Origin of the sequence: Caulobacter segnis (assembly GCF_023935105.1) — a bacterium.
Classification (GTDB): domain Bacteria; phylum Pseudomonadota; class Alphaproteobacteria; order Caulobacterales; family Caulobacteraceae; genus Caulobacter; species Caulobacter segnis_B.
In genome coordinates, this window is record NZ_CP096040.1 from 2,015,192 (window position 1) to 2,036,505 (window position 21,314).

General features: G+C 68.5%; 27 protein-coding genes. 17 read left to right on the forward strand and 10 right to left on the reverse strand.

The window, feature by feature from the left end; all coding sequences use genetic code 11:
- The first annotated feature begins 5 nt into the window (after nucleotides 1–5).
- Entirely contained in the window at nucleotides 6–218 is a 213-nt protein-coding gene (locus MZV50_RS09825) for a hypothetical protein (protein WP_252634322.1), read from the forward strand.
- Nucleotides 219–220: 2 nt separating this feature from the next.
- Nucleotides 221–478: a hypothetical protein gene (locus tag MZV50_RS09830; protein WP_252634324.1), complete on the forward strand. Its 258-nt coding sequence runs from the start codon at nucleotides 221–223 to the stop codon at nucleotides 476–478.
- A 9-nt stretch (nucleotides 479–487) separates the two neighbouring features.
- On the opposite strand, the gene MZV50_RS09835 is transcribed toward MZV50_RS09830, so the two are convergent.
- From MZV50_RS09835 to MZV50_RS09850, 4 genes are read right to left on the reverse strand one after another with little or no spacing between them, the layout of a single operon-like run.
- Entirely contained in the window at nucleotides 488–697 is a 210-nt protein-coding gene (locus MZV50_RS09835; protein ID WP_252635217.1) for a ribbon-helix-helix domain-containing protein, read from the reverse strand.
- A 29-nt stretch (nucleotides 698–726) separates the two neighbouring features.
- Complete coding sequence (locus MZV50_RS09840; RefSeq protein ID WP_252634326.1) at nucleotides 727–903, reverse strand: DUF4169 family protein; 177 nt, start codon at nucleotides 901–903, stop codon at nucleotides 727–729.
- Between the two features lie 4 nt (nucleotides 904–907).
- The gene (locus MZV50_RS09845; protein WP_252634328.1) at nucleotides 908–1,816 is read right to left on the reverse strand and encodes a DUF6807 family protein; all 909 of its coding nucleotides are present in this window, start codon (nucleotides 1,814–1,816) and stop codon (nucleotides 908–910) included.
- Complete coding sequence (locus MZV50_RS09850) at nucleotides 1,813–2,397, reverse strand: glutathione S-transferase family protein (RefSeq protein WP_252634330.1); 585 nt, start codon at nucleotides 2,395–2,397, stop codon at nucleotides 1,813–1,815. The genes MZV50_RS09845 and MZV50_RS09850 overlap by 4 nt, the downstream gene beginning before the upstream one ends.
- A 133-nt stretch (nucleotides 2,398–2,530) precedes the next feature.
- Here MZV50_RS09850 and MZV50_RS09855 point away from each other — a divergent pair, with 133 nt between their 5' ends.
- Nucleotides 2,531–2,767, forward strand: coding sequence for a DUF2171 domain-containing protein (locus MZV50_RS09855; RefSeq protein WP_252634332.1), 237 nt, complete (start codon nucleotides 2,531–2,533; stop codon nucleotides 2,765–2,767).
- Nucleotides 2,768–2,887: 120 nt separating this feature from the next.
- Nucleotides 2,888–3,523: a glutathione S-transferase family protein gene (locus MZV50_RS09860; RefSeq protein WP_252634333.1), complete on the forward strand. Its 636-nt coding sequence runs from the start codon at nucleotides 2,888–2,890 to the stop codon at nucleotides 3,521–3,523.
- A 58-nt stretch (nucleotides 3,524–3,581) separates the two neighbouring features.
- On the opposite strand, the gene MZV50_RS09865 is transcribed toward MZV50_RS09860, so the two are convergent.
- The gene (locus MZV50_RS09865) at nucleotides 3,582–4,784 is read right to left on the reverse strand and encodes a pyridoxal phosphate-dependent aminotransferase (protein WP_252634335.1); all 1,203 of its coding nucleotides are present in this window, start codon (nucleotides 4,782–4,784) and stop codon (nucleotides 3,582–3,584) included.
- A 265-nt stretch (nucleotides 4,785–5,049) separates the two neighbouring features.
- Here MZV50_RS09865 and MZV50_RS09870 point away from each other — a divergent pair, with 265 nt between their 5' ends.
- On the forward strand, nucleotides 5,050–5,640 hold the full coding sequence (locus MZV50_RS09870) for a carbohydrate binding domain-containing protein (RefSeq protein WP_252634336.1): 591 nt from the start codon (nucleotides 5,050–5,052) through the stop codon (nucleotides 5,638–5,640).
- Here MZV50_RS09870 and MZV50_RS09875 read toward each other — a convergent pair.
- Complete coding sequence (locus MZV50_RS09875) at nucleotides 5,637–6,176, reverse strand: NADPH-dependent FMN reductase (RefSeq protein WP_252634338.1); 540 nt, start codon at nucleotides 6,174–6,176, stop codon at nucleotides 5,637–5,639. The two genes, MZV50_RS09870 and MZV50_RS09875, sit on opposite strands and share 4 nt — an antisense overlap.
- A 140-nt stretch (nucleotides 6,177–6,316) precedes the next feature.
- Here MZV50_RS09875 and MZV50_RS09880 point away from each other — a divergent pair, with 140 nt between their 5' ends.
- The 3 genes from MZV50_RS09880 (at nucleotide 6,317) to MZV50_RS09890 (ending at nucleotide 8,929) form a co-directional block, all read left to right on the forward strand.
- Nucleotides 6,317–7,036, forward strand: coding sequence for a TVP38/TMEM64 family protein (locus MZV50_RS09880; protein ID WP_252634340.1), 720 nt, complete (start codon nucleotides 6,317–6,319; stop codon nucleotides 7,034–7,036).
- Between the two features lie 176 nt (nucleotides 7,037–7,212).
- The gene (locus MZV50_RS09885; protein ID WP_252635218.1) at nucleotides 7,213–7,269 is read left to right on the forward strand and encodes a hypothetical protein; all 57 of its coding nucleotides are present in this window, start codon (nucleotides 7,213–7,215) and stop codon (nucleotides 7,267–7,269) included.
- An 85-nt stretch (nucleotides 7,270–7,354) separates the two neighbouring features.
- Nucleotides 7,355–8,929 (forward strand): 2-isopropylmalate synthase, encoded by a 1,575-nt coding sequence (locus MZV50_RS09890; RefSeq protein WP_252634342.1) that lies wholly within the window; start codon nucleotides 7,355–7,357, stop codon nucleotides 8,927–8,929.
- On the opposite strand, the gene MZV50_RS09895 is transcribed toward MZV50_RS09890, so the two are convergent.
- On the reverse strand, nucleotides 8,926–9,399 hold the full coding sequence (locus MZV50_RS09895) for a hypothetical protein (protein WP_252634344.1): 474 nt from the start codon (nucleotides 9,397–9,399) through the stop codon (nucleotides 8,926–8,928). The two genes, MZV50_RS09890 and MZV50_RS09895, sit on opposite strands and share 4 nt — an antisense overlap.
- A gap of 131 nt (nucleotides 9,400–9,530) precedes the next feature.
- On the opposite strand from MZV50_RS09895, the gene MZV50_RS09900 reads away from it, so the two are divergent.
- The 7 genes from MZV50_RS09900 to rodA all read left to right on the forward strand — a co-directional run bounded on the left by MZV50_RS09900 (nucleotide 9,531) and on the right by rodA (nucleotide 17,211).
- Nucleotides 9,531–10,106, forward strand: coding sequence for an O-methyltransferase (locus MZV50_RS09900; protein ID WP_252634345.1), 576 nt, complete (start codon nucleotides 9,531–9,533; stop codon nucleotides 10,104–10,106).
- Nucleotides 10,107–10,109: 3 nt separating this feature from the next.
- A complete protein-coding gene (locus tag MZV50_RS09905) occupies nucleotides 10,110–10,994 on the forward strand; it encodes an EamA/RhaT family transporter (protein ID WP_252634347.1) in 885 nt (294 codons plus the stop codon).
- Between the two features lie 354 nt (nucleotides 10,995–11,348).
- Nucleotides 11,349–12,392 carry a rod shape-determining protein gene (locus MZV50_RS09910; RefSeq protein ID WP_010919417.1) on the forward strand — a complete coding sequence of 348 codons (1,044 nt, stop codon included), beginning with the start codon at nucleotides 11,349–11,351 and terminating at the stop codon, nucleotides 12,390–12,392.
- 50 nt (nucleotides 12,393–12,442) lie between these two features.
- Complete coding sequence (gene mreC, locus MZV50_RS09915) at nucleotides 12,443–13,513, forward strand: rod shape-determining protein MreC (RefSeq protein ID WP_252634349.1); 1,071 nt, start codon at nucleotides 12,443–12,445, stop codon at nucleotides 13,511–13,513.
- The gene (locus MZV50_RS09920) at nucleotides 13,510–14,025 is read left to right on the forward strand and encodes a hypothetical protein (RefSeq protein WP_252634351.1); all 516 of its coding nucleotides are present in this window, start codon (nucleotides 13,510–13,512) and stop codon (nucleotides 14,023–14,025) included. Before mreC ends, MZV50_RS09920 begins: the two co-directional genes overlap by 4 nt.
- Before the next feature lie 4 nt (nucleotides 14,026–14,029).
- Nucleotides 14,030–16,057 carry a penicillin-binding protein 2 gene (gene mrdA / locus MZV50_RS09925; RefSeq protein ID WP_252634353.1) on the forward strand — a complete coding sequence of 676 codons (2,028 nt, stop codon included), beginning with the start codon at nucleotides 14,030–14,032 and terminating at the stop codon, nucleotides 16,055–16,057.
- Nucleotides 16,054–17,211 (forward strand): rod shape-determining protein RodA, encoded by a 1,158-nt coding sequence (gene rodA / locus MZV50_RS09930; protein WP_252634355.1) that lies wholly within the window; start codon nucleotides 16,054–16,056, stop codon nucleotides 17,209–17,211. The genes mrdA and rodA overlap by 4 nt, the downstream gene beginning before the upstream one ends.
- Here rodA and pip read toward each other — a convergent pair whose 3' ends face one another.
- The gene (pip, locus tag MZV50_RS09935; RefSeq protein WP_252634357.1) at nucleotides 17,212–18,201 is read right to left on the reverse strand and encodes a prolyl aminopeptidase; all 990 of its coding nucleotides are present in this window, start codon (nucleotides 18,199–18,201) and stop codon (nucleotides 17,212–17,214) included. It abuts the gene before it with no gap.
- An 88-nt stretch (nucleotides 18,202–18,289) separates the two neighbouring features.
- Here pip and MZV50_RS09940 point away from each other — a divergent pair, with 88 nt between their 5' ends.
- Nucleotides 18,290–18,550, forward strand: coding sequence for a low temperature requirement protein A (locus tag MZV50_RS09940; protein WP_252634358.1), 261 nt, complete (start codon nucleotides 18,290–18,292; stop codon nucleotides 18,548–18,550).
- 6 nt (nucleotides 18,551–18,556) lie between these two features.
- On the opposite strand, the gene MZV50_RS09945 is transcribed toward MZV50_RS09940, so the two are convergent.
- Nucleotides 18,557–19,549: an alpha/beta fold hydrolase gene (locus tag MZV50_RS09945; protein WP_252634360.1), complete on the reverse strand. Its 993-nt coding sequence runs from the start codon at nucleotides 19,547–19,549 to the stop codon at nucleotides 18,557–18,559.
- 110 nt (nucleotides 19,550–19,659) lie between these two features.
- Between MZV50_RS09945 and MZV50_RS09950 the strand changes: the two genes are divergently transcribed.
- Nucleotides 19,660–20,877 (forward strand): multidrug effflux MFS transporter, encoded by a 1,218-nt coding sequence (locus tag MZV50_RS09950; protein WP_252634362.1) that lies wholly within the window; start codon nucleotides 19,660–19,662, stop codon nucleotides 20,875–20,877.
- Here MZV50_RS09950 and MZV50_RS09955 read toward each other — a convergent pair.
- The gene (locus MZV50_RS09955) at nucleotides 20,874–21,263 is read right to left on the reverse strand and encodes a DUF423 domain-containing protein (RefSeq protein ID WP_252634364.1); all 390 of its coding nucleotides are present in this window, start codon (nucleotides 21,261–21,263) and stop codon (nucleotides 20,874–20,876) included. The genes MZV50_RS09950 and MZV50_RS09955 overlap by 4 nt on opposite strands.
- Nucleotides 21,264–21,314: the final 51 nt, after the last annotated feature.

The window sequence follows — 21,314 nt, forward strand, 5'->3', positions numbered from 1 at the left end:
CTCTCATGGCCGAAGGAACCAGCAACAGCGGCGGGGGCAACAGTGGCTTGGCGTTCATCGTGGGCGGGCTCGTCGTCATAGTCGCCGTGCTCGCCTTCTTCATGATGTCCGGTGGGTTCACCCACAAGAAGCAGGTCGACGTGAACATCTCGGCCTCGGCCCCGAAGCTGCCGGACGCGCCGAAGCTGCCTGACGCGCCCAAGGCGCCGGGCGGCTAACCATGGCCAGAACCCTCGCTCACGGCGCCCGTCCCGCCGCGCGATATGACGCCGGCGGCGTCTGGGCGGCCGTGCTGGTCGTGGCGCTGCTCGCCGCGGCGGTGTGGGGCGCTTGGCGGCTGGGCGTGATGGCCGGCGACAAGGTCGATTTGCGCCGGAGCATCACCGACATCCCCCCGGCCCTGCGCAAGGCGCCCAATCCCCAGCCGATGCCGATCCCGACGCAGCGTCGGCCGGCGGTGGAAGCCCAGCAGCGATAGGAGCGGTCGTCAGCCCGCCGTCCGCGCCAGGGCGAACACCCGACAAGCCGAGGCCAACGGACGCTCCCCGCGCTCCAGGTCGATCCTCTGGATCAGGCCGGCGAGGCTGATCGCCTCGCCGGCAGCCGCGCGTTCCAGCACCGCCCAGAACTCCGGCTCCAGGGCCAGCGACGTCGCGTGGCCGGCCAGGTTGACCGACCGCTTCTTCAATCCGGCCATCTGGCCAGCCATTTGACGTCCATCTGGACTCAATCCTCGCGCTTGGCGCCGTCGAGGTCGCGCTTCAGCTTGTCGGCGCGCGCGGCCTCCAGGGTCTTCTCGACCTTGGAACGGCCGAACTTGGCGCGGTTCTCGGCGGTGCGGGCCTTGTCGTCGGCCTTGGCCTTGGCCTTGCGGGCCTGGTTCAGATTGACGATGTCGGCCATGGATCTAGGGCTTCTTCCTCGAGACGGGGCGGATGACCACGGTTTCCTGCAGCCGTAGCGCCTCGCCCTTCTTCAGGACCAGCGGCGCGCGGCCGGGGAAGACGCAGTTCTGCATCGAGCGGTCACTATACAGCATCCAGCGCGTGATCGTCTGGCCGTTCGCCTTGCAGGCCAGGCCGACCGTCCAGGCGGGCGAGGTCTCGCCGCCGGTCCAGGCGAAGCCCATCGACGATCCCGCCGTGATCGCTGCGCCGTTCGGCGTGATCGTCTTGCCGCCCGAGGAAAAGGTCAGGTGCTCGGGATCCACCAGACGGATCGAGAAGCCGCCGAAGCCCCGGTCGTCCTCGCTGCCGCCCAGCCCCAGGGCGTCGAGGCGCGAGGTGATCGTGGTGTCGAACTCCACCCGCCGCGCGCCGGCCTTTAGCGGCCGCACCGTCACCTTGGTGGTCTCTGTGGCGACATAGACCAGTTCGGGTCCGGAATTGACCATCCAGTCGACATCGACCGTCAGGGTCCCGCCGCCCTCGGCGTCGCCCAGGAAGCGCTTCTCGCGGACGAAATAGCTGAGGCCCTTCATGTACCAGCCGTCGGCGACGGTCTTGCCGCCCGACTGCACCTTCATCCACGCCCACCAGACGCCGCGCTGATGCGGGTGGTCGCCAGGCCGGTCCTCGGTCAGGGCCGTCCCGTCCGGGGCGTAGAGCGCCCCGACATAGTTGGCGCGCCCCGGTTCGGCCGCCGGGTCCAGCGGCTTGGTCCGATAGACCAGCACGGTCTTGCCGGCCTCGGTCAGGGTCACCGCGTCATCGGCGAAGACAGCGTCGACCCGCTTGCCGATTGCGGGATCGGCCAGGGCGGGCGAAGCCAGGACCAGCCCAACGGCCAGTGCCGGCCAGGCGCGGCGGAAGCTCATGCGTCATCCTTGGCGAGAGCCCGCGCCAGGGCCGGGCGGGTGTTGGCGCGCGCCAGCCAGTCGTCATAGACCGCGTGCGGCGGCATCATCTGGCGAGCGAATTGCAACAGGCTAATAAACAGGATGTCGGCGGCCGAGAAGGTGTCGCCCAGCAGCCAGGGCGTCTTCTCCAGCGTGGTGCGAAGACGGTCGTCCAACAGCTGGTAGGTCTTCTTGTCTTCTTCGTCCTGGCGCTGCTTCCATAGATTGACGACCGACGGCTCCAGGACGCCGGCATAGTAGGCGAGCCACGACAGATAGGGGCCGCGCAGAGGGTCGCCGACCACGGGTCCGATCACGGCGGCGGGAAACTTGTCCGTCAGATAGAGGGCGATGGCGGCGGATTCGGTGATCAGCACGCCGTCGTCCAGCAGGGCTGGCACCTGGCCGTGCGGATGCGGATTGGCAGGGTCCCGCGCGCCGGTGTTCCCGAAGCTGCGGTAGATGTCGACCGTCTTGATCTCATATTCCGCTCCCAGCTCCTCCAGCAGCCACAGAAAGCGGGTCGAACGCGAGCGGGGCGCGTGGAAAAGGGTCAGCATGTCAGTCTTCCGAAGGTTGTGAACATATCAAGAACAATGTTCTCACAAACGCAAGCCGAAACTTGGCAGCAAGCGCAGCCGTTTGTTGTCGCGAGGGACCGCCATGGTCCCGCTCTCACACTGGAGATGACGGATGATCGACCTCTCGCAGATCAAGGAACACCACGAAGTCGTCGGTTCGGACGGCGGCCATGTCGGCCGCGTCGACCACATCGCCGGCGGCGAGATCGAGCTGGCCAAGCTGGACCTGGGCTCTGGCTTCAAGCACCACCTGATCCCGCTGTCGTGGGTGGAGTACATCGACGACGACAAGGTCCACCTCAGCGTCACCAAGGACGACGCCAAGGCCCAGTGGCGCGAGAAGCACTGAGCCTATCGACCGGCGATTTCGAAGGCCTCCGTCCGCAAGGGCGGGGGCCTTCTTCGCGCGCGCTTGACCCCTCGCCAGAAGCAGCCGCCTATCCGCGCCATCAACGCGGAGGGGTCTTGCATGTACACGCTCTACGGTTCGCCCAGCACGGCCGGCACGGCCATCCACTGGATGCTCTTGGAGCTGGGCGTCCCCTTCGACCTGAAGCTGCTGGATTTCGACAAGGGCGAGCACAAGACGCCGGAATACCTGGCGCTGAACCCCGACGGCGTGGTGCCGACCCTGATCGTCGACGGCGCGCCGATCACCCAGATGGCCGGCATCGCCACGCTGCTGGCGGAGCGTCACCCCGAGGCGGGCTTCGCGCCGCCACTGGGATCGCCGGAGCGGGCCGACTATCTGAGCTGGACCCTCTGGCTGGCCAACAGCTTCCAGCCGCACTTCCGGGCCTGGTTCTATCCCCATGAACCGGCGGGCGGGCAGGCGCAGGACGCGGTGAAGCAGGCCGCCCGCGAGCGGATAGAGGCTGGGCTGGCGCGGCTGGACGCTCGCCTGGCGGATCGCGACTACCTCGTCGGTGACCGCTTCACGACGGTCGACCTGCTGGCGAGCATCCTGTGCCGCTGGAGCCGCAACATGCCGAGGCCCGCGACCGCTTGGCCGAACCTGAAACGCTATCTGGACCGCGTCCGTCAGCGGCCGGCGCTGCGCGAGGTCCATGCCCGCGAGGGGCTGACCGACTGGATCGACGGCTGAGATAACAAAAAAGGCCCGGGTCACCCCGGGCCTTTTCTATTCAGAGGCTTGAGGCCGCCTACTTCACGCTGGCGCAGAAGCGCTGGATGCGGGCGCAAGCGTCTTCCAGCACGTCGTTGCTGGTGGCGTAGCTGATGCGGAAGAACGGCGACAGGCCGAAGGCCGCGCCGTGCACCACCGCCACGCCCTCGGCTTCCAGCAGTTCGCCGGCGAAGTCCTCGTCGCTCTCGATGACCTTGCCCGAGGGCGCGGTCTTGCCGATCAGGCCGGCGCACGAGGGGTAGACGTAGAAGGCGCCTTCCGGGGTCGGGCAGTGCAGGCCGGTGGCCTGGTTCAGCATCGACACGACCAGGTCGCGGCGTTCCTGGAACAGCTTGGCGTTCGGCTTGATGAAGTCCTGCGTGCCGTTCAGCGCTTCCAGCGCGGCCCACTGCGAGATCGAGCAGGGGTTCGACGTCGTCTGGCTGATCATCTTGCCCATGGCCTTGATCAGCGCCTCGGGACCCGCGGCGTAGCCGATGCGCCAGCCGGTCATCGAATAGCCCTTCGAGACGCCGTTCATCGTCAGGGTGCGGTCGTAGAGCTTGGGCTCGACCTGGGCGATGGTGGTGAACTCGAAGTCGTCGAACACCAGGTGCTCGTACATGTCGTCGGTCAGCACCCAGACCTGCGGATGGCGCAGCAGCACGTCGGCCAGGGCCTGCAGTTCGGCGCGGGTATAGGCGCCGCCCGACGGGTTCGAGGGGCTGTTGATGATCAGCCACTTGGTCTTCGGCGTGATCGCCGCTTCCAGCGCTTCCGGGGTGATCTTGAAGCCGCTTTCGGCCGTGGTCTCGACCGAGACGGGCGTGCCGCCGGCCAGCAGGGTCATGTCGGGATACGACACCCAGTACGGCGCGGGGATGATCACTTCGTCGCCCGGGTTCAGGGTGGCGACCAGGGCGTTGTAGATCACCGGCTTGCCGCCCGGGGCGACGTGGACCTGGCTCGGCTTGTATTCCAGGCCGTTCTCGCGCTTGAACTTGGCGCAGATGGCCGCCTTCAGCTCGGGCATGCCGTCGGGATCGGTGTACTTGGTCTTGCCCGCCTTGATCGCCTCGATCGCGGCGTTCTTGATATTGTCCGGCGTGTCGAAGTCCGGTTCACCCGCGGAAAGGGCGATCACGTCACGACCGGCGGCTTTCAGCGCGCGCGCCTTGGCGCTGATGGCGATGGTGGCCGACGGTGCGATGCGCCGCAGGGCGGCGGACTCAAGCGACATCTTGCAGGACTCCCCTGTGTTGACTTGGTCCGACGAAGGGACCGTTTCAGGATTGCGGCGGTCTTTACGCCCCCGTTCGCCGCGGTGCAACGCGGCAGGGCGCGTTTCATCCAGGTTTTGGCGACGCTTGCGCAGCGCGGCGTTCTTGCGCTCGGCCAGGCTCCCGGATACCGCTACCAGTCGCGCTATCGATCACCGGCAAGGTGACGAGACTCGCGGGGAAACGTCGGGCCGTTCGAGCGGCCTGTGGGGGAGGAAAGCCATCGTGAAGACGAAGATTCTGTACATTGCCCTGGCCGTTCTGGCGCTGGCGGTGGGCGCGGCCTCGCCGGGGCTCGCGCGCCAGTCGGGCGGCGGCGACATCATGCAGAAGGCGATCAACAAGCCTTCGGCCAACTGGTCGGTCTATGGGACGGGGCAGAAGACGACGCCGATCAAGGACAAGACCGTCCAGGGCGGCGGCGCGGTCAAGGTCGAGGTGCAGGCGGCCAGCGACAAGCCGTGGAGCGTGGGCGCCGCCCAGCCGATCTCGGGCAAGGTCACCAAGGGCGACATGCTGATGGTGGCGTTCTGGGCCAAGGCCGAAAGCGTCGACGGCGGTCCCGCCACGGCCGACATTTCGGCCGTGCGCGTGCAGCAATCGGCCGAGCCCTACGACGCGGCGATCCAAGGCGGGGTCAAGGTGGGCGACGCGTGGAAGATGTACACCGTGCGCGGGCGGGCGGCGATCGACATCCCTGAAGGCGGCGGCAGCGTCGGACTGCACCTGGCGTCCGCCAAGCAGACGGTCCTGCTCGGCGCCCTGTTCGTGCTGGATTTCGGCCCGGACGGCGACGCGAACAAGCCGGCCAGCTAGCCGCGCGTTCTCAGCGCCGCCGCGAAGCTCGTCAGATGACGCGCGATCGCCTGGCGGGTGCGCTCGTCGGTCAAAGCGCCATTCTCGAACTTCGTGTGGGCCTGGCCGACCAGGATGTCCGACAGCGGGGCCAGGTCGCAGCCGGCGCGCTTGAGGTTCAGGCGCAGGGCGTCCTGGGCGCGCACCGTGCCGGTGAGTCCGGGGCTGGCGCCCAGGGCGCAGGCCAGCTTGCCGTCCAGGGGCGCTGGCTTGCCGCGCGAGGCCCAGTCGATGGCGTTCTTCAGCACCGCTGTCAGGCCGCCGTTGTATTCCGGGCAGGCGATCAGCAGCCCGTCGGCGGCGCGGACGGCGTCCTTCCATGCGGCGACGGGCGCGGGGTCGCCCTGGTCCTCGACGTCCTGGTTGAAGAACGGCAGGTCGCCCAGGCCGAAGACCTGGATTTCCATCTCCTCCGGCGCGAGCTGGCGCGCGGCATGGAGGAGGGCGGTGTTGTAGGATGCGGCCCGCAGGCTGCCCGAGACGGCGAGAATCTTCATCCGGCCTAGTTAGCCGGGGCGCGCCGGGATGTCTCGCCACTGGACGGCCGCCGGAAAAACGCCTTTATCTCCAGCAGGTGTCCGCCCGTCGTTTCAGCGGCGCCGCTTGACCCTGGCCGGCGCCTGCGCGAGGAGGGGCCGTGATCCGCCGTATCATCGACTTCGTCACCAACATGGACGCCCGCGCCTGGCGCACGGTGGCGGTCTCGTTCGTGCTGTTCGGTGGGGTGGGCGTGGTCTTCCTGTTCGGCGCGCAGCTCCTGGGCGTCAACGGCGAGACCGCGGTCGAGCACTGGCTGGGCGCGGCTAGCGGGCCCTGGGCCTTGCCGATGGCCGTGGCGGCCTTCGCGGTCATGGCCTTCCTGGGCGTGCCGCAGTTCGTGCTGATCGCCGCGGCGGTGGTGGCCTTTGGGCCTTGGACCGGTTTCGCCTACAGCTGGATCGGCACCCTGGTCTCGTCCCTGGTCGGCTTCTGGCTGGGGCGGACCTACGGCGCGCGGATCCTGCGCGACTTCGCCGGCGAGGGCGTCAACAAGTTCATGCGGATGATCGGCAAGAACGGCTTCATGGCCAGCCTGATCGTGCGCCTGGTGCCCTCGGCGCCGTTCATCGTGGTCAATATGGCCGCCGGGGTGACGCCGATGAAGCTGCGCGACTTCGCCGCCGGCACCGCCATCGGCATCGTGCCCAAGATCGCTCTGACCGCCTTCGCCGGCAACTCGATCGTCCAGGCCATGAAGGGCGGCGGCAAGCAGCACATCGTCATGATCGTCCTGGCCGTCGTCATCTGGCTGGCCATGGGCCTGGTCAGCCGCGCCTGGCTCAAGAAGCGCGAGGCGGCGGAAGAAGGGCAGAGCTAAAAGGCGCCCGGCGAGGCCACGTCCCGCGAACGGAATGTCGGCCTTTGGCCTGTCTGTCGACCGAGCTGTCGCAGGTAAAAAGCTGATCTTGGACGAATTTTGCGCGGCCTGCGGCGGATCGCGCCGTCGGCGCAAATTGCTTGCTCGATTCTGGGGCGCTGTGTAGAAAGTCGGTCATGACTGTCGCGCGCAACCTGCTTTCGCTTCGGCTTATCAGCCCCTGGGCGCTCTAGGGGCCGCGCATTGTCGTGGCCGGGCGCACAGGGGACCTTTGACCCGCAGCCCGCACGCCACACACCCCATTCGACGAGTAGCTCAATGACCTCCGTATCGACCAGCGCTTCCGACAAGCGCGACAACGTCGTCATTTTCGACACCACCATGCGTGACGGCGAGCAATCGCCCGGCGCGTCGATGTCGCTGGAAGAGAAGCTGGAACTGGCCAAGATCCTCGAGGAGATGGGGGTCGACATCATCGAGGCCGGCTTCCCGATCGCCTCGAACGGCGACTTCGAGGCCGTCCGCGAAGTGGCCAAGATCGTCAAGAACTCGACCATCGCCGGCCTGTGCCGCGCTCACCAAGTCGACATCGACCGCTGCGCCGAGGCCCTGAAGCCCACCCAGCGCGGCCGGATCCACGTGGTGATCGCCACCTCCGACCTGCACATGAAGCACAAGCTGCAGATGGAGCCGGACGCCGTCATCGACGTGATCGCCCGCTCGGTCAGCCACGCCCGCAACCTGCGCGACGACGTCGAGTGGTCGGCCGAGGACGCCACCCGCAGCGACCGCCAGTTCCTGCGCCGCGCGGTCGAGACCGCCATCAAGGCCGGCGCCACGACGATCAACCTGCCCGACACGGTGGGCTACACCTACCCGTCGGAATACGCCGACCTGTTCAACTGGATGGTCAACAATGTCGAGGGCGCCGACAAGGTGATCTTCTCGACCCACTGCCACAACGACCTGGGCCTGGCCGTGGCCAACAGCCTGGCCGGCGTGCAGGGCGGGGCCCGCCAGGTGGAATGCGCCATCAACGGCCTGGGCGAGCGCGCCGGCAACGCCGCGCTGGAAGAGATCGTCATGGCCCTGAAGGTGCGCGGCGACCGCCTGCCGTTCCGCACGGGCATCGACACGACGCACATCACCCGCGCCAGCCGCTACGTCTCGGCCATCACCGGCTTCCCGGTGCAGTACAACAAGGCCATCGTCGGCAAGAACGCCTTCGCGCACGAGAGCGGCATCCACCAGGACGGCATGCTCAAGAACCGCGAGACCTACGAGATCATGACGCCGGAGTCGGTGGGCCAGGCTCCCTCCAGCCTGGTCATGGGCAAGCACTCGGGCAGCCACGCCTTCCGCGCCAAGCTGAAGGACCTGGGCTACGAGCTGGGCGAGAACGCGCTGAAGGAAGCCTTCGGCCGCTTCAAGGACCTGGCCGACCGCAAGAAGCACGTCTACGACGACGACATCATCGCCCTGGTCGACGACGCCCTGGCGCGCGGCTCGGAGAAGATCCGCGTGGCGCACCTGCGCGTCGTGGCCGGCACCGACGGCCAGTCGGCCGAGCTGACCCTGGATGTCGACGGCGTCTCCAGCACCGCCGAGGCCACCGGCGACGGTCCCGTCGACGCGGTGTTCAACGCCATCCACAAGATCGTGCCGCACAGCGCCGCCCTGCGCCTCTTCCAGGTGCACGCGGTGACCGAGGGCACGGACGCCCAGGCTCAGGTCTCGGTGCGTCTGGAAGAGGACGGCCGCATCGCCACCGGCGCGGCCGCCGACACCGACACGCTCACCGCCTCGGCCAAGGCGTATGTCAACGCGCTCAACAACCTCTTCGCCCGCAAGGAGAAGAGCCGGCCCGAAGCGGCGATCGCCAGCGGCTTTTAAGCCGCCCGCCGCGAGCTGAAAGGCCGCGTCGCGAGGATCTCGGCCCCCAGGTGCGCCTGGGGCTGAACCTCCAGGCCCAATTCCCGCAGACTGTCGGCGAGCGCCCTGCGGGGCGTCTCGTCCAGCAGCGCGCCCGCGTCCACGACCAGCATCCCACCGGGGCGCAGCATGGTGTAGGTCGCGGCGATGACCGCGCGTGCGTCCGGCAGGGTCTGGCAGTCCAGCACCAGCAGCAGGTCGCTGCGCTCGTCGGCGGCCCCGCAGGTGGCCCGCCGAGCGGCCTCGACCCGCTGATAGCCGCGTCGCCACAACTGGCACATGGCCTCGCCAGCTCCCGGGCCGGCGACGGCCACGAAGCACAGCGGCGTGGCCTGGGCCAGCTCGAGCATGCGGTCCAGGGCGGGATTGATCCCTTCGGTCGGCACGCCCAGCAGGAACTGGGCGGCTTGCCTGAATGGGTGGGGCGACATGGTCGATTAGCCTTCTTCTGACGCGGCCCGCCACGCGGCGGGCCCGCGTCCATGCTTCTGCGCGCACGGCCCGCAAGGGCTCCATTCGGAAACAGGTCCTTCCGCGTAAGGGCCGCGTAAGGAACAACGTGATGTTCGGCGACAATGAATACGCCGCCCCGGCCGCCTGGGCGACGATCCAGGCGCGCACGGCCGCGCTGGGCTTCGACATGCCGTCCGAGGCCAATACCGGCGCGCTGCTGCGTCTCCTGGCCGCATCCAAGCCGGGCGGGCGGATGCTGGAACTCGGGACGGGCACGGGCCTGGCCACGGCTTGGCTGCTGGACGGCCTGGACGCCGCCGCCAGCCTGGTCAGCGTCGACGTCGACCCTGTCGTCCAGGATGTGGCGCGCGACGCCCTGAAGGATGATCGGTTGCGCTTCGTGCTGGCCGACGGCCTAGACTATGTGCTGGCTCAGCCGCCGGAGTCGTTCGACCTGATCTTCGCCGACGCCTGGCCTGGCAAGTACGAGGCTTTCGACCAGGCGCTGGCGCTGTTGAAGCGGGGAGGGCTGTACGTGATCGACGACATGCTGCCCCAGCCCAACTGGCCGGAAGAGCACCAGGCGCGCGTGGATGCGCTTGTCGACCGGCTGGAGGCTCATCCCGACCTGGCCGTGACGCGGCTGGCCTGGGCGTCCGGCCTGATCGTCGCGGCGAGGCGCTGAGTCATGATCTGGATCCCGATCACCATCGCCGCCTCGTTCGCCCAAGTGCTGCGCAACGCCGCCCAGCGCTCGGTCATGGGCGATACGGGGCCGTGGGGCGCGACCCTGGTGCGCTTCCTGTTCGGCCTGCCGTTCACCGTGGTCTTCGTGACGGCCGCCCTTCTGCTGACCCATGGCGAGCAGCCGCGTTTCGGCCTGGCCTTCCTGGCGCCGGCGCTGCTGGGCGGCGCCAGCCAGATCGCGGCCACGGCCGCCCTTCTGGTCGCCATGCGCCGGGCCGGCTTCGCGGTCGCCACGGCCGTGCAGCAGAGCTCGATCCCACTGGCCGCGATCTTGGGGCTGATCGCCTATGGGGAGACCCTGAGTCGGATCGGCTGGGCGGGGGTTGCTTTGACCAGCGTCGCCCTGCTGGTCGTCACCTGGCCGCGCGTCGGGGCGACGGGCGAGAAGCCGGTGAGCGGCGGGTTGTTCGCCCTGGCCTCGGGCTTGGCCTTCGGCTTCTGCCTGAACGCCTTCCGCCAGGCCGGTCACGCCTTGGAGCCGCGCCATCCGATCTTCGCCGCGGTGGTCACCCTGCTGATCGTCCAGGCCGCCCAGACCCTGGCCCTGACGCTCTATCTGGCCTTGAAGGATCGCCGGGCCCTGGTCGCCGTCGCCAAGGCCTGGCGCCCGTCGCTGGGCGCGGGCTTCTGGGGCGCGGCGGCCTCGGCCGGCTGGTTCGTGGCCCTGGCCCTGGCGCCGGCGGGGCAGGTGAGGGCGGTCGGTGTGATCGAGGCGCCGATCGCGGCCCTGGCCGGGCGTCGTCTGTTCGCGGAACGTCTGACCGTCGTGCAGATGGTCTTCGGCGCCGTCGCCGCGGTCGGGGTCGCCATGGCCGCGCTCGGCTAGATTTCGCCACTTTGGGATGCTTGGCCAACTTGACCGCAAAAGCCTGGGAAAAGCCCGCGAATAGACCTTGAAATCAACGCCTTCGCAGTGCAAACGGGCGGCGTCGGCGCGCCTATCGGCCGTTTCGACGACGGCGCGGCCAGGTGGCGGCGCACCCGTCGGGCGGCGAAGTGTGCGGACTGGGGCGAAATCCCCTAAATGCGGGAATCATGTTGTCCTCGCATTAACTGAAGTGGGAGCCATTTCTTCTCCGCCGACCCCGTCCCCGGGACGGAAAAGGCTCCGCTTCATCTGATCTGCTACTTCGACCTGCTCGTCTGTAACGCCCCTCCTACCCTTCAGTCAGGGCCTTCAATGTTCTCTTCCCTCTTCGGCGTGATCTCGAACGACATCGCCATCGATCTCGGAACGGCCAACACCCTCATCTATCAAAAGGGTAAGGGGATCGTGCTGAATGAGCCGTCGGTCGTGGCGTTGCGCAATGTGGGCGGTCGCAAGGTCGTCCACGCCGTGGGCATCGAGGCCAAGCAGATGCTGGGCCGCACCCCTGGCCACATGGAAGCCATCCGCCCGATGCGCGACGGGGTCATCGCCGACTTCGAAGTCGCCGAGGAGATGATCAAGTACTTCATTCGCAAGGTTCACAACCGCAAGGGCTTCGTGAATCCGAAGGTGATCGTGTGCGTGCCGTCGGGCGCCACCGCCGTGGAGCGCCGCGCCATCAACGACAGCTGCCTGAACGCCGGCGCCCGCCGCGTCGGCCTGATCGACGAGCCGATGGCGGCGGCGATCGGCGCCGGCCTGCCGATTCACGAACCGACCGGCTCGATGGTCGTCGACATCGGCGGCGGCACCACCGAGGTGGCCGTGCTGTCGCTGTCGGGCATCGTCTACAGCCGCTCGGTCCGCGTCGGCGGCGACAAGATGGACGAGGCGATCATCAGCTACATGCGTCGCCACCATAACCTGCTGATCGGCGAGACGACCGCCGAGCGCATCAAGAAGGAAATCGGCACCGCTCGCGCGCCGGCCGACGGCGAGGGTCTGTCGATCGACGTCAAGGGCCGCGACCTGATGCAGGGCGTGCCGCGCGAAGTTCGCATCTCGGAAAAGCAGGCCGCCGACGCCCTGGCCGAACCGGTCGGGCAGATCGTCGAGGCCGTCAAGGTGGCCCTGGAAGCCACCCCGCCGGAACTGGCCTCGGACATCGCCGACAAGGGTATCATGCTGACCGGCGGCGGCGCGCTGCTGCGCGGCCTGGACGCCGAGATTCGTGACCACACCGGCCTGCCGGTGACGGTGGCCGACGATCCGCTGTCGTGCGTGGCCCTGGGCTGCGGCAAGGTGCTGGAGCATCCGAAGTGGATGAAGGGCGTCCTGGAATCGACCCTGGCGTAAGCTGAGTTTTGCTCTAGAGGCGCCTCGGGGGGCGCCGGGAGACAGAGTACGTGCCCTTTCGCGAAGGTCCCCTCGGCGACCTGAAGGTGCCGCTTACCTGGACGGCGGCGGTGGCCCTGATCGTGGCGGCCGTCATCGCCGTCGCCTTCCTGCTGGCCGATCGCCGCGAGACTCTTCAGGATCAGGCCTATGGCGTGACCCGGCAGACCGTGGACGTAGTGGCCAAGCCGGTCAGCGGCGCCATCGCCGCGCCGGGACGCTGGACGGGCCTGGGGCTGGACTACGTCCGCAGCTACTTCTTCACGGCCAGCGAGAACCGCCGCCTGAAGACCGAACTGGCCGAGATGCGTCAGTGGCGCGACCGCGCCCTGGCCCTGCAAGACCAGAACGAGCGCTTCAAGTCGCTGATGGGTCTGCGCACCGATCCGCCGATCCCGATGGCCGCCGCCCGGGTGGTCAGCGACAGCCGGGGGCCCTTCGCCAACACCCGCCTGGCCGACGCCGGTTCCGAGCGTGGCATCCAGGTCGGCAATCCGGCGCTGAATGAGCGCGGCCTGGTCGGCCGGGTGGTCGGCGTCTCGCGCGGCGCCAGCCGAATCCTGCTGCTGACCGACATCGCCTCGCGCACGCCGGTGATGATCGACCGCACCAACGCCCGCGCCATCCTGACCGGCGACGGCGGCCCCAACCCCAAGCTCGAATACCTGCGCGGCGTCGATCCGATCCAGCAGGGCGACCGTGTCGTCACCTCCGGCGACGGCGGCGTGGTGCCGCGCGGCCTGCCGGTGGGCGCGGCGGTGAAGGGCCTGGACGGCCGCTGGCGGGTGGTGCTGTTCGCCGACCAGTCGTCGATCGACTATGTCCGCATCCTGCTGTTCAGGGACTTCGCCCAGCTGGCCGACGAGAAAGAGCTGCAAGCCAAGATCTTGCCGCCGGTGACGACCGAGGATCCGCAAACCTCGATCCTGTCGGCGCCGCCTCCGCCCGCCGCCCCCTCGACCTCGAACCCAACCCCAACGCCGCCTCCGGCCGCGGCGACCGCGCAACCCAAGCCGCCGGCGCCGAAGCCCGCCGCGCCCACGGCCACGCCGACGCCCGCGCCGGCGGGAGCGCCCCGATGAGCGTGGGCGGCGCGCGGCCTCTCAATCCTGGCCGCTGGCTGGGCGTGCCGATGTTTCTATGCGTGGTGGCGACGGTTCTGTTCGCCGCGCCGATCCGCGTCTGGGGTCTGCAGCTGCCCGAGCCGGCGTTCGCCATGGTTCCGGCCTTCGCCTGGGCCATGATCCGGCCGTCGATCCTGGCGCCGTTCGCGCTGCTGCTGCTGGGCCTGTTCCTCGATATCTTCTGGGGTGGGCCGACCGGCCTGTGGGGCCTGTCGCTGCTGGTCGCCTACGCCGTGGTGCTGATCCTGCGCAACGCCGTGACCGGCCAGAGCTATCCGATCATGTGGGTCTGGTTCGCCGGCGTCACAGGCGTCGCCATGGCGGCCGGCTTCCTGTTCACCATGCTCGACAGCCTGGCCATGCCCAGCCTGCTGGCGGTATTCTGGCAGTTCCTGGTCACCGCGTTGCTGTTCCCGTTCGCCCACCGTCTGGTCGACCGCTTCGAGGACGCCGACGTGCGGTTCCGGTGAGGCCATGAGCGAACCGTCCATCTTCTTTTTCGAGGTCAACGAGCGCCAGGGTGTCTTCCACCGGCGCGCGTTCCTGCTGGGCGGATTCACGGGCGCGGGCCTTCTGGCCCTGGGCGGGCGTCTGGCCCAGCTGCAGCTGGTCGAGGCCCAGCGCTATCAGAAGCTTTCGGCCGGCAACCAGTTCAACTACCGCCTCGTCCCGCCGCCGCGCGGCCTGATTCTGGATCGCAACGGCGTGTCTCTGGCGTCCAATCGGCCGAACTTCCGGCTGATGATCAACAAGGACAAGGGGCTGGACGCCGAGGCCGTCATGGACGACCTGGCCAAGCTGGTCCCGATCGACGGAACGCGCCGCGCCCGCGTGCTGAAGGAGCTGGACCGCGCCCCGCGCAAGGCCCCGGTCGTGGTCATGGAAGACCTGTCGTGGGAAGAGTTCTCGCGCGTGAACATCCGCGCGCCCGAGCTGCCCAACGTCACCGCCGACATGGGTGAGGTGCGGGTCTATCCGTTCGGCGGCGCTTTCGCCCATGTGATCGGCTATGTCGCCAAGGTCTCGGACCGCGACCTCGAGGCGGCCAAGGACGACGCGACCCAGGACCAGGAACTGCTGCACCATCCCGGCTTCCGGATCGGCAAGCAGGGTGTCGAGAAAGCCTTCGACAAGGATCTGCGCGGTCGCGCCGGCGCCACCAAGGCCGAGGTCGACGCCCAGGGGCGGGTCGTGCGGCTGGACCCGGCCGGCGACATCCCGCCAGCGCCAGGCAAGGAGATCCGCCTCACCCTGGACGCCGACATCCAGAACCGCGCCCTGGAGGTGATGGGCGACGAGAGCGGCGCGATCGTCGTCATGGACGTGCGTAACGGCGACCTCCTGGCCATGGTCTCGGCCCCCAGCTTCGACGCCAACCGGTTCGTCAAGGGACTTTCGGGCGCGGAGTACAAGGCGCTGGCCGAATACGAGCGCAAGCCGCTGCTCGACAAGTCGATGACGGGCCTGTTCCCGCCGGGCTCGACCTTCAAGCCGACCGTGGCCCTGGCCGCGCTGACGGCGGGGGTCGACCCCGAGCTGCGGATCAACTGCCCCGGCAGCTGGTACTATGGCGGCCGGGTCTGGCGGTGCTGGGAGAAGGGCGGCCATGGCCCCCAGAACATGCACGACGCCATCAAGAACTCTTGCGACGTCTACTTCTACCAGACCTCGCTCAAGGTCGGGCCCGACGCCATCGCCGTCGCGGCGCGGGCCATGGGCTTTGGCCAGCTGTTCGACATCGGCATCCCCGGCCAGAAGAAGGGCAACGTTCCCGACCGGGAGTGGAAGAAGCGGGCCTTCAAGAAGAATCCGGCCAACCAGATCTGGTTTCCCGGCGAGACCCCCAGCTACGGGATCGGGCAGGGGGCCTTGACGGTCAACGCCCTGCAGCTGGCGGTGATGACCTCGCGCCTGGCCAACAGCAAGAAGGCCCTGACCCCGCGCCTGATCAAGTCGGTCGGCGGGGTCGAGCAGCCCAGCGGCGCGGCCGTGCCCGACCTGCCCTTCTCGCAGGAACACCTGAACTATGTGCGCGGCGGCATGGCGGCCGTGGCCAACGACGTGCGCGGCACGGCCTATCGCCAGAGCCAGCTGGGCCTGGGCGACGTGCAGATGGCCGGCAAGACCGGCACGGCCCAGGTGCGCAGCTATGACGGCGTCGCCAACCGCAAGGGCGCCGGGACCATCTGGCGCCTCAAGGACCACAACCTGTTCGTGGCTTTCGCGCCTTACGATGACCCGCGCTACGCCGTGGCGGTCATCGTCGAGCACGGGGGCATGGGCGGCGCCACCGCCGGCGCCCCGCGCGCCCGCGAGGTGATGCGCGTGGCCTTGCTGAAGGATCCGGAGATCCGCGCCCGTATCGAACGCCCCGCGCCTCTGCCCGAGGCCGCGCCCGAGGACGTGATGGAAGGCGCCGCGCCCGAGGATCCCATCGAAACCCCCCAATCCGGCGCCGCGCCGACGGCCGCGCCCACCACTCCGCAGGGAGGTCCCCAATGACCCTGAGCGGCGGCCTGACCCGTCCGGGCGAACGCGATCGCCCGATCATCAAGTTCATGGAAATCGACTGGACCTTCTGTCTGGTCCTCGCCCTGATCGCCGGCACGGGCGCGCTGATGCTGTTCTCGATCGCCGGGGCGTCCTGGGAGCCCTGGGCCGACAAGCATCTGCTGCGCTTCGGCGTCTATTTCATCATCATGATCATCCTGGCGCTGTGCGACCTGCGCTGGTGGTTCAACGCGGCCTATCCGGTCTATGTGATCGGGGTGCTGCTGCTGATCGCCGTCGACCTGGTCGGCGACATCTCGCTGGGCGCGCAGCGCTGGCTGCAGATCGGACCGCTGCGCTTCCAGCCGTCCGAGGTGATGAAGATCGGTCTCGTACTGGCCCTGGCCCGCTTCTACCACGGTCTCTCGGCCGATCGGGCCAGGCTGTCGTGGTGGCTGCTGATCCCGGCGGCGATGATCGGCGTGCCGTTCCTGCTGGTGGCCAAGCAGCCCGACCTGGGCACGGCCATCCTGTTGGGCGCGACGGGCGCGGCGATCATGGTCCTGGCCGGGCTGTCGTGGAAGATCATCGCGGCCATGGGCGCGGCCGCCGCCGTGGCCATCCCGCCCTTCATCATGTTCGGGCTGCACGACTATCAGCGCAACCGGATCCTGACCTTCCTGAACCCCGAGCAGGATCCGTCCGGCGACGGCTATCACATCCTGCAGTCCAAGATCGCCCTGGGCTCGGGTGGCCTGCTGGGCAAGGGCTTCGGCCTGGGTTCGCAGAGCCAGCTGAACTTCCTGCCCGAGAAGCAGACCGACTTCATCTTCGCCACCCTGGCCGAGGAGTTCGGCTTCGTCGGCTGCTTCGGCGTGCTGTTCCTGTACGGCGCGGTGATCTTCATGGCCCTGCGCATCGCCTCGATCAGCCACAGCCACTTCGGACGCCTGTCGGCGGCGGGAGTGACGGCGACCTTCTCGCTGTACGTGCTGATCAACGGCGCCATGGTCATGGGCCTGGCCCCGGTGGTGGGCGTGCCCATGCCGATGCTGTCGTACGGCGGCACCGTCATGCTGACGGTGATGGTCGGCTTCGGCCTCGTGCAGTCCGTGCGCGTGCACCGCTACACCGAAGTGACCAGCGGCAAGGGCTCGCTGGTCTAGTTAGCGCACCAGCGCCGCCTCTGTCGCCCGGACCAGGCCGTCGATGACGCCCGGCTCGGTCGAGGCGTGGCCGGCGTCCCAGACGATGTCGAACCGGGCCTCGGGCCAGGCCTTGTGCAGCCGCCAGGCGCTGTCCAGCGGGGTGACCACGTCGAAGCGGCCCTGGACGATCCAGCCGGGAATGTGGCGGATCTTGTCGATGTTCTTCAGAATCCAGTCGTCCTGGTCGAAGAAGCCCTTGTTGGTGAAGAAGTGGCATTCGATCCGCGCGAAGGCGATCGCGAAGTCCTCTTCATTGAACTTGGGCGGACGCGCTTCGGGACCGCGCAGCGAGATGGTGTCGCCCTCCCACTGGCTCCAGGCGGCGGCGGCCTCCAGCTGCACACGGCGATCGGGCGAGATCAGGCGGCGGTGATAGGCGGCCATCAGGTCGCCGCGCTCGTCCTCCGGGATCGGAGCCAGGAACCGCTCCCAGGCGTCCGGGAACAGCATCGAGGCGCCTTCCTGGTAGAACCAGCGCAGCTCGCGTTCGGTGAGCAAGAAGATGCCGCGCAGGACCAGGCCGTCGACGCGGTCGGGGTGGGCGATGGCGTAGGCCAGGGCCAGGGTGGAGCCCCAAGAGCCGCCGAATACGGTCCATTTCTCGACGCCCAGGTGCTCGCGCAGGCGCTCGATGTCCGCGATCAGGCTCCAGGTGGTGTTGTCGTCGAGGCTGGCGTTCGGGCGTGAACGACCGCAGCCGCGCTGGTCGAACAGGGTCATGCGCCACTTGGCCGGGTCGAAGAACCGCCTCATAGTCGGATTGACCGCGCCGCCCGGACCGCCGTGCAGGATCACGCAGGGCTTGCCGCGCGGGTTGCCGCATTCCTCGTAATAGATCTCGTGCGGGCCGTCGGCCCGCATCCAGCCGAACGAGAACGGCTCGACCTCGCGGAAGAGGCCGCGACGACCGACGGAACTCATGGCGGCGGCGGAGGCGTTACGATCCATGGAGAAACCCTAACTTGGTTTGCATCCGCCTGTGAACGGAGGATCGAGCCGCTTCATGCCTTTCGTCCGGTTCTGTATGTTGCCGCCCATGACTCAGCTACCGCCCGAAGACTATTCCGACGACGAACTGCTCGCGATGCTCAATCCCGTGCAACTGGCCGAGCTGGACCGCCAGATCGGCGAGATGTTCGGGGCCGAGGGTGTCGACCGGGTCGAGGCCCTGTTCGCCATGGCCAACGTCTACAGCCTGCGCGCCGCGGCGCGCGACGAGGTCTCGGCCCTGGCCATGCTGCAGCTGGCCGCCGCCATGCGCCGCCGCGCCGACGCGATGCTGGCGTCGCGGAACTAGCCGCGCCTAGAGCGGGAACTTCCGGTCCAACCAGTCCAGGATCGCCGCGTTCACTTCGGCGGGCTTCTCCTGCTGGGTCCAATGGCCGCTGCCCTCGATCAGCACCTTTTCCAAGTCCTGGATCTGTTCGCCCATGCGATCGGCCATGGCCGGCGGCAGGACGACGTCCAGCTCGGCCATGATCATCAGGCACGGAACGCCGTCGATCCGCCGGGGCAGGGCCTCGGCCCTCTCCCAGTTGCGCGTGAAGTTGCGGTACCAGTTGATGCCGCCGGTGAAGCCGGTGCGCTGGAAGGCCTGGACGAAGACGTCTAGCTCCTGGGGCGACAGGAACTGGTGCTGGTCGCTCGCCGGGTCGTAGCTGGCCAGGGCGTCCTGCAGGGCCAGGTTCCGGCGCTCGGCCGGCCGCGTCTCGAACTCGCCCAGGGCGCCCTTGGGCAGGCGCATGAAGAAGCGGATGGTCTTCTCGGCGTCGGCGCCCAGCTGGGCGTCGGCGACGCCGGGCTTCTGGAAGTGGACGATGTACATGTCCTCGCCATAGGCGTTGCGGAACATCTCGATCGGGTCCAGCGGCAGGCGCGGCGTGAACGGGGTGTTGAGGCCGATCACACCGGCCACGCGATCCGGATGCAGCAGCGGCATGGCCCAGACGACGATGCCACCCCAGTCGTGGCCGACGAAGATCGCCTTCTCGACGCCCAGATGGTCCAGCAGGCCGACGAGATCGCCGGTCAGGTGGTCCATGTCGTAGGCTTCCACTGCCTCGGGGCCAGGCGTGAGGCCATAGCCGCGCTGGTCCGGCGCGATGACCCAGCGGCCAGCGGCGGCCAGGGCGGCGATCTGGTGGCGCCAGGAAAAGGCCAGTTCGGGGAAGCCGTGGCAGAAGACGATCGGCGTCCCCTGGCGCGGACCGGCCTCGTAGTAGGCCAGGCGGATCCCGTTGACGTCCGCGAACTGGGGCTCCGGCAGGGGCGGGGCCTTCGGATGCTGCGCCGTCATGACCTCGTCCTCCCGTCGTTTATATGATTGACGATAACCTGAAGCCCGCCCGCCGGGCGGGCAAGCGTCATTTGAGGTTTCCGTAGGGTCGAACGGGCGTAAAAGGCGCCATGACCGACGTCACCCCGCCGCCCGCCGCCGTTCCATGGCGTCTCGTTCTGCTCCTGGGCGCGTTGACGGCCTTCGCGCCGATGTCGATCGACATGTACCTGTCCAGCCTGCCGTCGATCGGCCGGACCCTGAACGCGGGCCCCGATCAGACCCAGGCGACCCTGGCGGCCTTCTTCGCCGGCATGGCGATCGGCCAGTTCGTCTATGGTCCGGCGTCGGACCGCTTCGGCCGGCGTGGGCCGCTGCTGATCGGCATCGGGGTTTTCTTCGCCGCCTCGGTGGTCTGCGCCCTGGCTCCGAACATCGAGACCCTGATCGCCGCGCGCTTCGTCCAGGCATTGGGCGGTTGCGCGGGACCGGTGATCGCCCGCGCCGTCGTCCGCGACCGCTTCAGCCATGCCGACACCGCCCGAGTGCTGTCGCTGATGACGTTGATCATGGGCCTGGCCCCCGTGCTGGCCCCGCAGCTGGGCGGCGTCGTGCAATTCTTCGCCGGCTGGCGGGGCGTGTTCTGGAGCCTGGTGATCTTCGGCGCGCTGATCGGCCTGTGGGTGGTCGTCAGCTTGGCGGAATCCCGCTCGCCCGAGACCGAGGCCCAGGCCCGGGGAGAAAACCCGTTGCGGGCCTATGTGGCCCTCTTCGGCATGCGCCGGCTGATGGGCTACGCGCTTGCCGGGGCGCTGAACGGGGCGGTGCTGTTCACCTACATCTCGGGCGCGCCGGACCTGGTGATGGGGACCTATGGCCACACGCCGCTGGTCTTCAACATCATCTTCGCCTTCAACGCCGTCGGCATCATCGGGGCCAGCCAGGTCAATCGCTGGCTGTTGCGCCGCGCGACGCCGGACCAGGTGCTGAGCAAGGCCAGCATCGCCTCGATCGTGGCGGCGTTCGTGCTGACCCTCGCGGCCTGGACGGGCTGGGGCGGCCAGTGGACGGTGCTGCCGTTGCTGTTCGCGGCGCTGTCGATCTACGGCCTGATGGGCGGCAACACCATGGCCGGCGCGCTCAGCGTCGATCCGCGCCGGGCCGGCTCGATCTCCGCGCTGATGGGCTCGGCCTCATTCGGGGCGGGAGCCCTGGCGTCCTGGGCCGGCGGCCTGCTGCACGACGGCACGCCCAAGCCGGTGGCCGGCGTGATGTTCGCCTGTCTGGTCGGATCGGCGCTGGCGATCTTCTTTCTGGCCCTGCCAGGCGCGAAGAAGGTCTCCGCCTAGGACTTTGGGGCCTCGTCGCGCCAGCTGAACCCACGCCAGGCCAGCACGGCCCAGCCGATCATGAAGGACAGCCCGCCGATCGGCGTGATCGCGCCCAGGATGCGCGGCCCGCCCAGGGCCATGGCGTAGAGCGAGCCGCTGAAGACCAGGGTCCCGAACAGGAAGAGCCCGGCGACCAGCCCCATGCCCTTGAGCCCGATCCGGTGCAGGGCGACCGCGCCAATCACGGCCAGGGCGTGGACCATCTGGTAATGCGAGCCCTTGGTCAGCCACTCGACCGGCTTGGGCTCGGTGACCCCGTGCGCGGCGAAGGCCCCGAAGCCCACGGCCAGCAGGCCGCTGATCGCCGCCAGGCCCGTCCAGATGCGGGGAGTCCAGGCCTTCATTCGCTTTACGTCCCGTCACCGTTGCAATCGCGAGTCATGACCCTAACGTCG

Excerpts from the sequence above, each read along its gene's own strand:
- MZV50_RS09950 (WP_252634362.1), top strand. The coding sequence starts at position 19,660 with ATGACCGACGTCACCCCGCCGCCCGCCGCCGTTCCATGGCGTCTCGTT.
- MZV50_RS09850 (WP_252634330.1), bottom strand. The coding sequence starts at position 2,397 with ATGCTGACCCTTTTCCACGCGCCCCGCTCGCGTTCGACCCGCTTTCTG.
- MZV50_RS09890 (WP_252634342.1), top strand. The coding sequence starts at position 7,355 with ATGACCTCCGTATCGACCAGCGCTTCCGACAAGCGCGACAACGTCGTC.
- MZV50_RS09945 (WP_252634360.1), bottom strand. The coding sequence starts at position 19,549 with ATGACGGCGCAGCATCCGAAGGCCCCGCCCCTGCCGGAGCCCCAGTTC.
- MZV50_RS09895 (WP_252634344.1), bottom strand. The coding sequence starts at position 9,399 with ATGTCGCCCCACCCATTCAGGCAAGCCGCCCAGTTCCTGCTGGGCGTG.
- MZV50_RS09900 (WP_252634345.1), top strand. The coding sequence starts at position 9,531 with ATGTTCGGCGACAATGAATACGCCGCCCCGGCCGCCTGGGCGACGATC.
- MZV50_RS09840 (WP_252634326.1), bottom strand. The coding sequence starts at position 903 with ATGGCCGACATCGTCAATCTGAACCAGGCCCGCAAGGCCAAGGCCAAG.
- MZV50_RS09940 (WP_252634358.1), top strand. The coding sequence starts at position 18,290 with ATGACTCAGCTACCGCCCGAAGACTATTCCGACGACGAACTGCTCGCG.
- MZV50_RS09920 (WP_252634351.1), top strand. The coding sequence starts at position 13,510 with ATGAGCGTGGGCGGCGCGCGGCCTCTCAATCCTGGCCGCTGGCTGGGC.
- pip (WP_252634357.1), bottom strand. The coding sequence starts at position 18,201 with ATGGATCGTAACGCCTCCGCCGCCGCCATGAGTTCCGTCGGTCGTCGC.
- MZV50_RS09825 (WP_252634322.1), top strand. The coding sequence starts at position 6 with ATGGCCGAAGGAACCAGCAACAGCGGCGGGGGCAACAGTGGCTTGGCG.
- MZV50_RS09845 (WP_252634328.1), bottom strand. The coding sequence starts at position 1,816 with ATGAGCTTCCGCCGCGCCTGGCCGGCACTGGCCGTTGGGCTGGTCCTG.
- mrdA (WP_252634353.1), top strand. The coding sequence starts at position 14,030 with ATGAGCGAACCGTCCATCTTCTTTTTCGAGGTCAACGAGCGCCAGGGT.
- MZV50_RS09860 (WP_252634333.1), top strand. The coding sequence starts at position 2,888 with ATGTACACGCTCTACGGTTCGCCCAGCACGGCCGGCACGGCCATCCAC.
- rodA (WP_252634355.1), top strand. The coding sequence starts at position 16,054 with ATGACCCTGAGCGGCGGCCTGACCCGTCCGGGCGAACGCGATCGCCCG.
- MZV50_RS09955 (WP_252634364.1), bottom strand. The coding sequence starts at position 21,263 with ATGAAGGCCTGGACTCCCCGCATCTGGACGGGCCTGGCGGCGATCAGC.
- MZV50_RS09835 (WP_252635217.1), bottom strand. The coding sequence starts at position 697 with ATGGCCGGATTGAAGAAGCGGTCGGTCAACCTGGCCGGCCACGCGACG.
- MZV50_RS09855 (WP_252634332.1), top strand. The coding sequence starts at position 2,531 with ATGATCGACCTCTCGCAGATCAAGGAACACCACGAAGTCGTCGGTTCG.
- MZV50_RS09905 (WP_252634347.1), top strand. The coding sequence starts at position 10,110 with ATGATCTGGATCCCGATCACCATCGCCGCCTCGTTCGCCCAAGTGCTG.
- MZV50_RS09910 (WP_010919417.1), top strand. The coding sequence starts at position 11,349 with ATGTTCTCTTCCCTCTTCGGCGTGATCTCGAACGACATCGCCATCGAT.
- MZV50_RS09865 (WP_252634335.1), bottom strand. The coding sequence starts at position 4,784 with ATGTCGCTTGAGTCCGCCGCCCTGCGGCGCATCGCACCGTCGGCCACC.
- MZV50_RS09830 (WP_252634324.1), top strand. The coding sequence starts at position 221 with ATGGCCAGAACCCTCGCTCACGGCGCCCGTCCCGCCGCGCGATATGAC.
- MZV50_RS09875 (WP_252634338.1), bottom strand. The coding sequence starts at position 6,176 with ATGAAGATTCTCGCCGTCTCGGGCAGCCTGCGGGCCGCATCCTACAAC.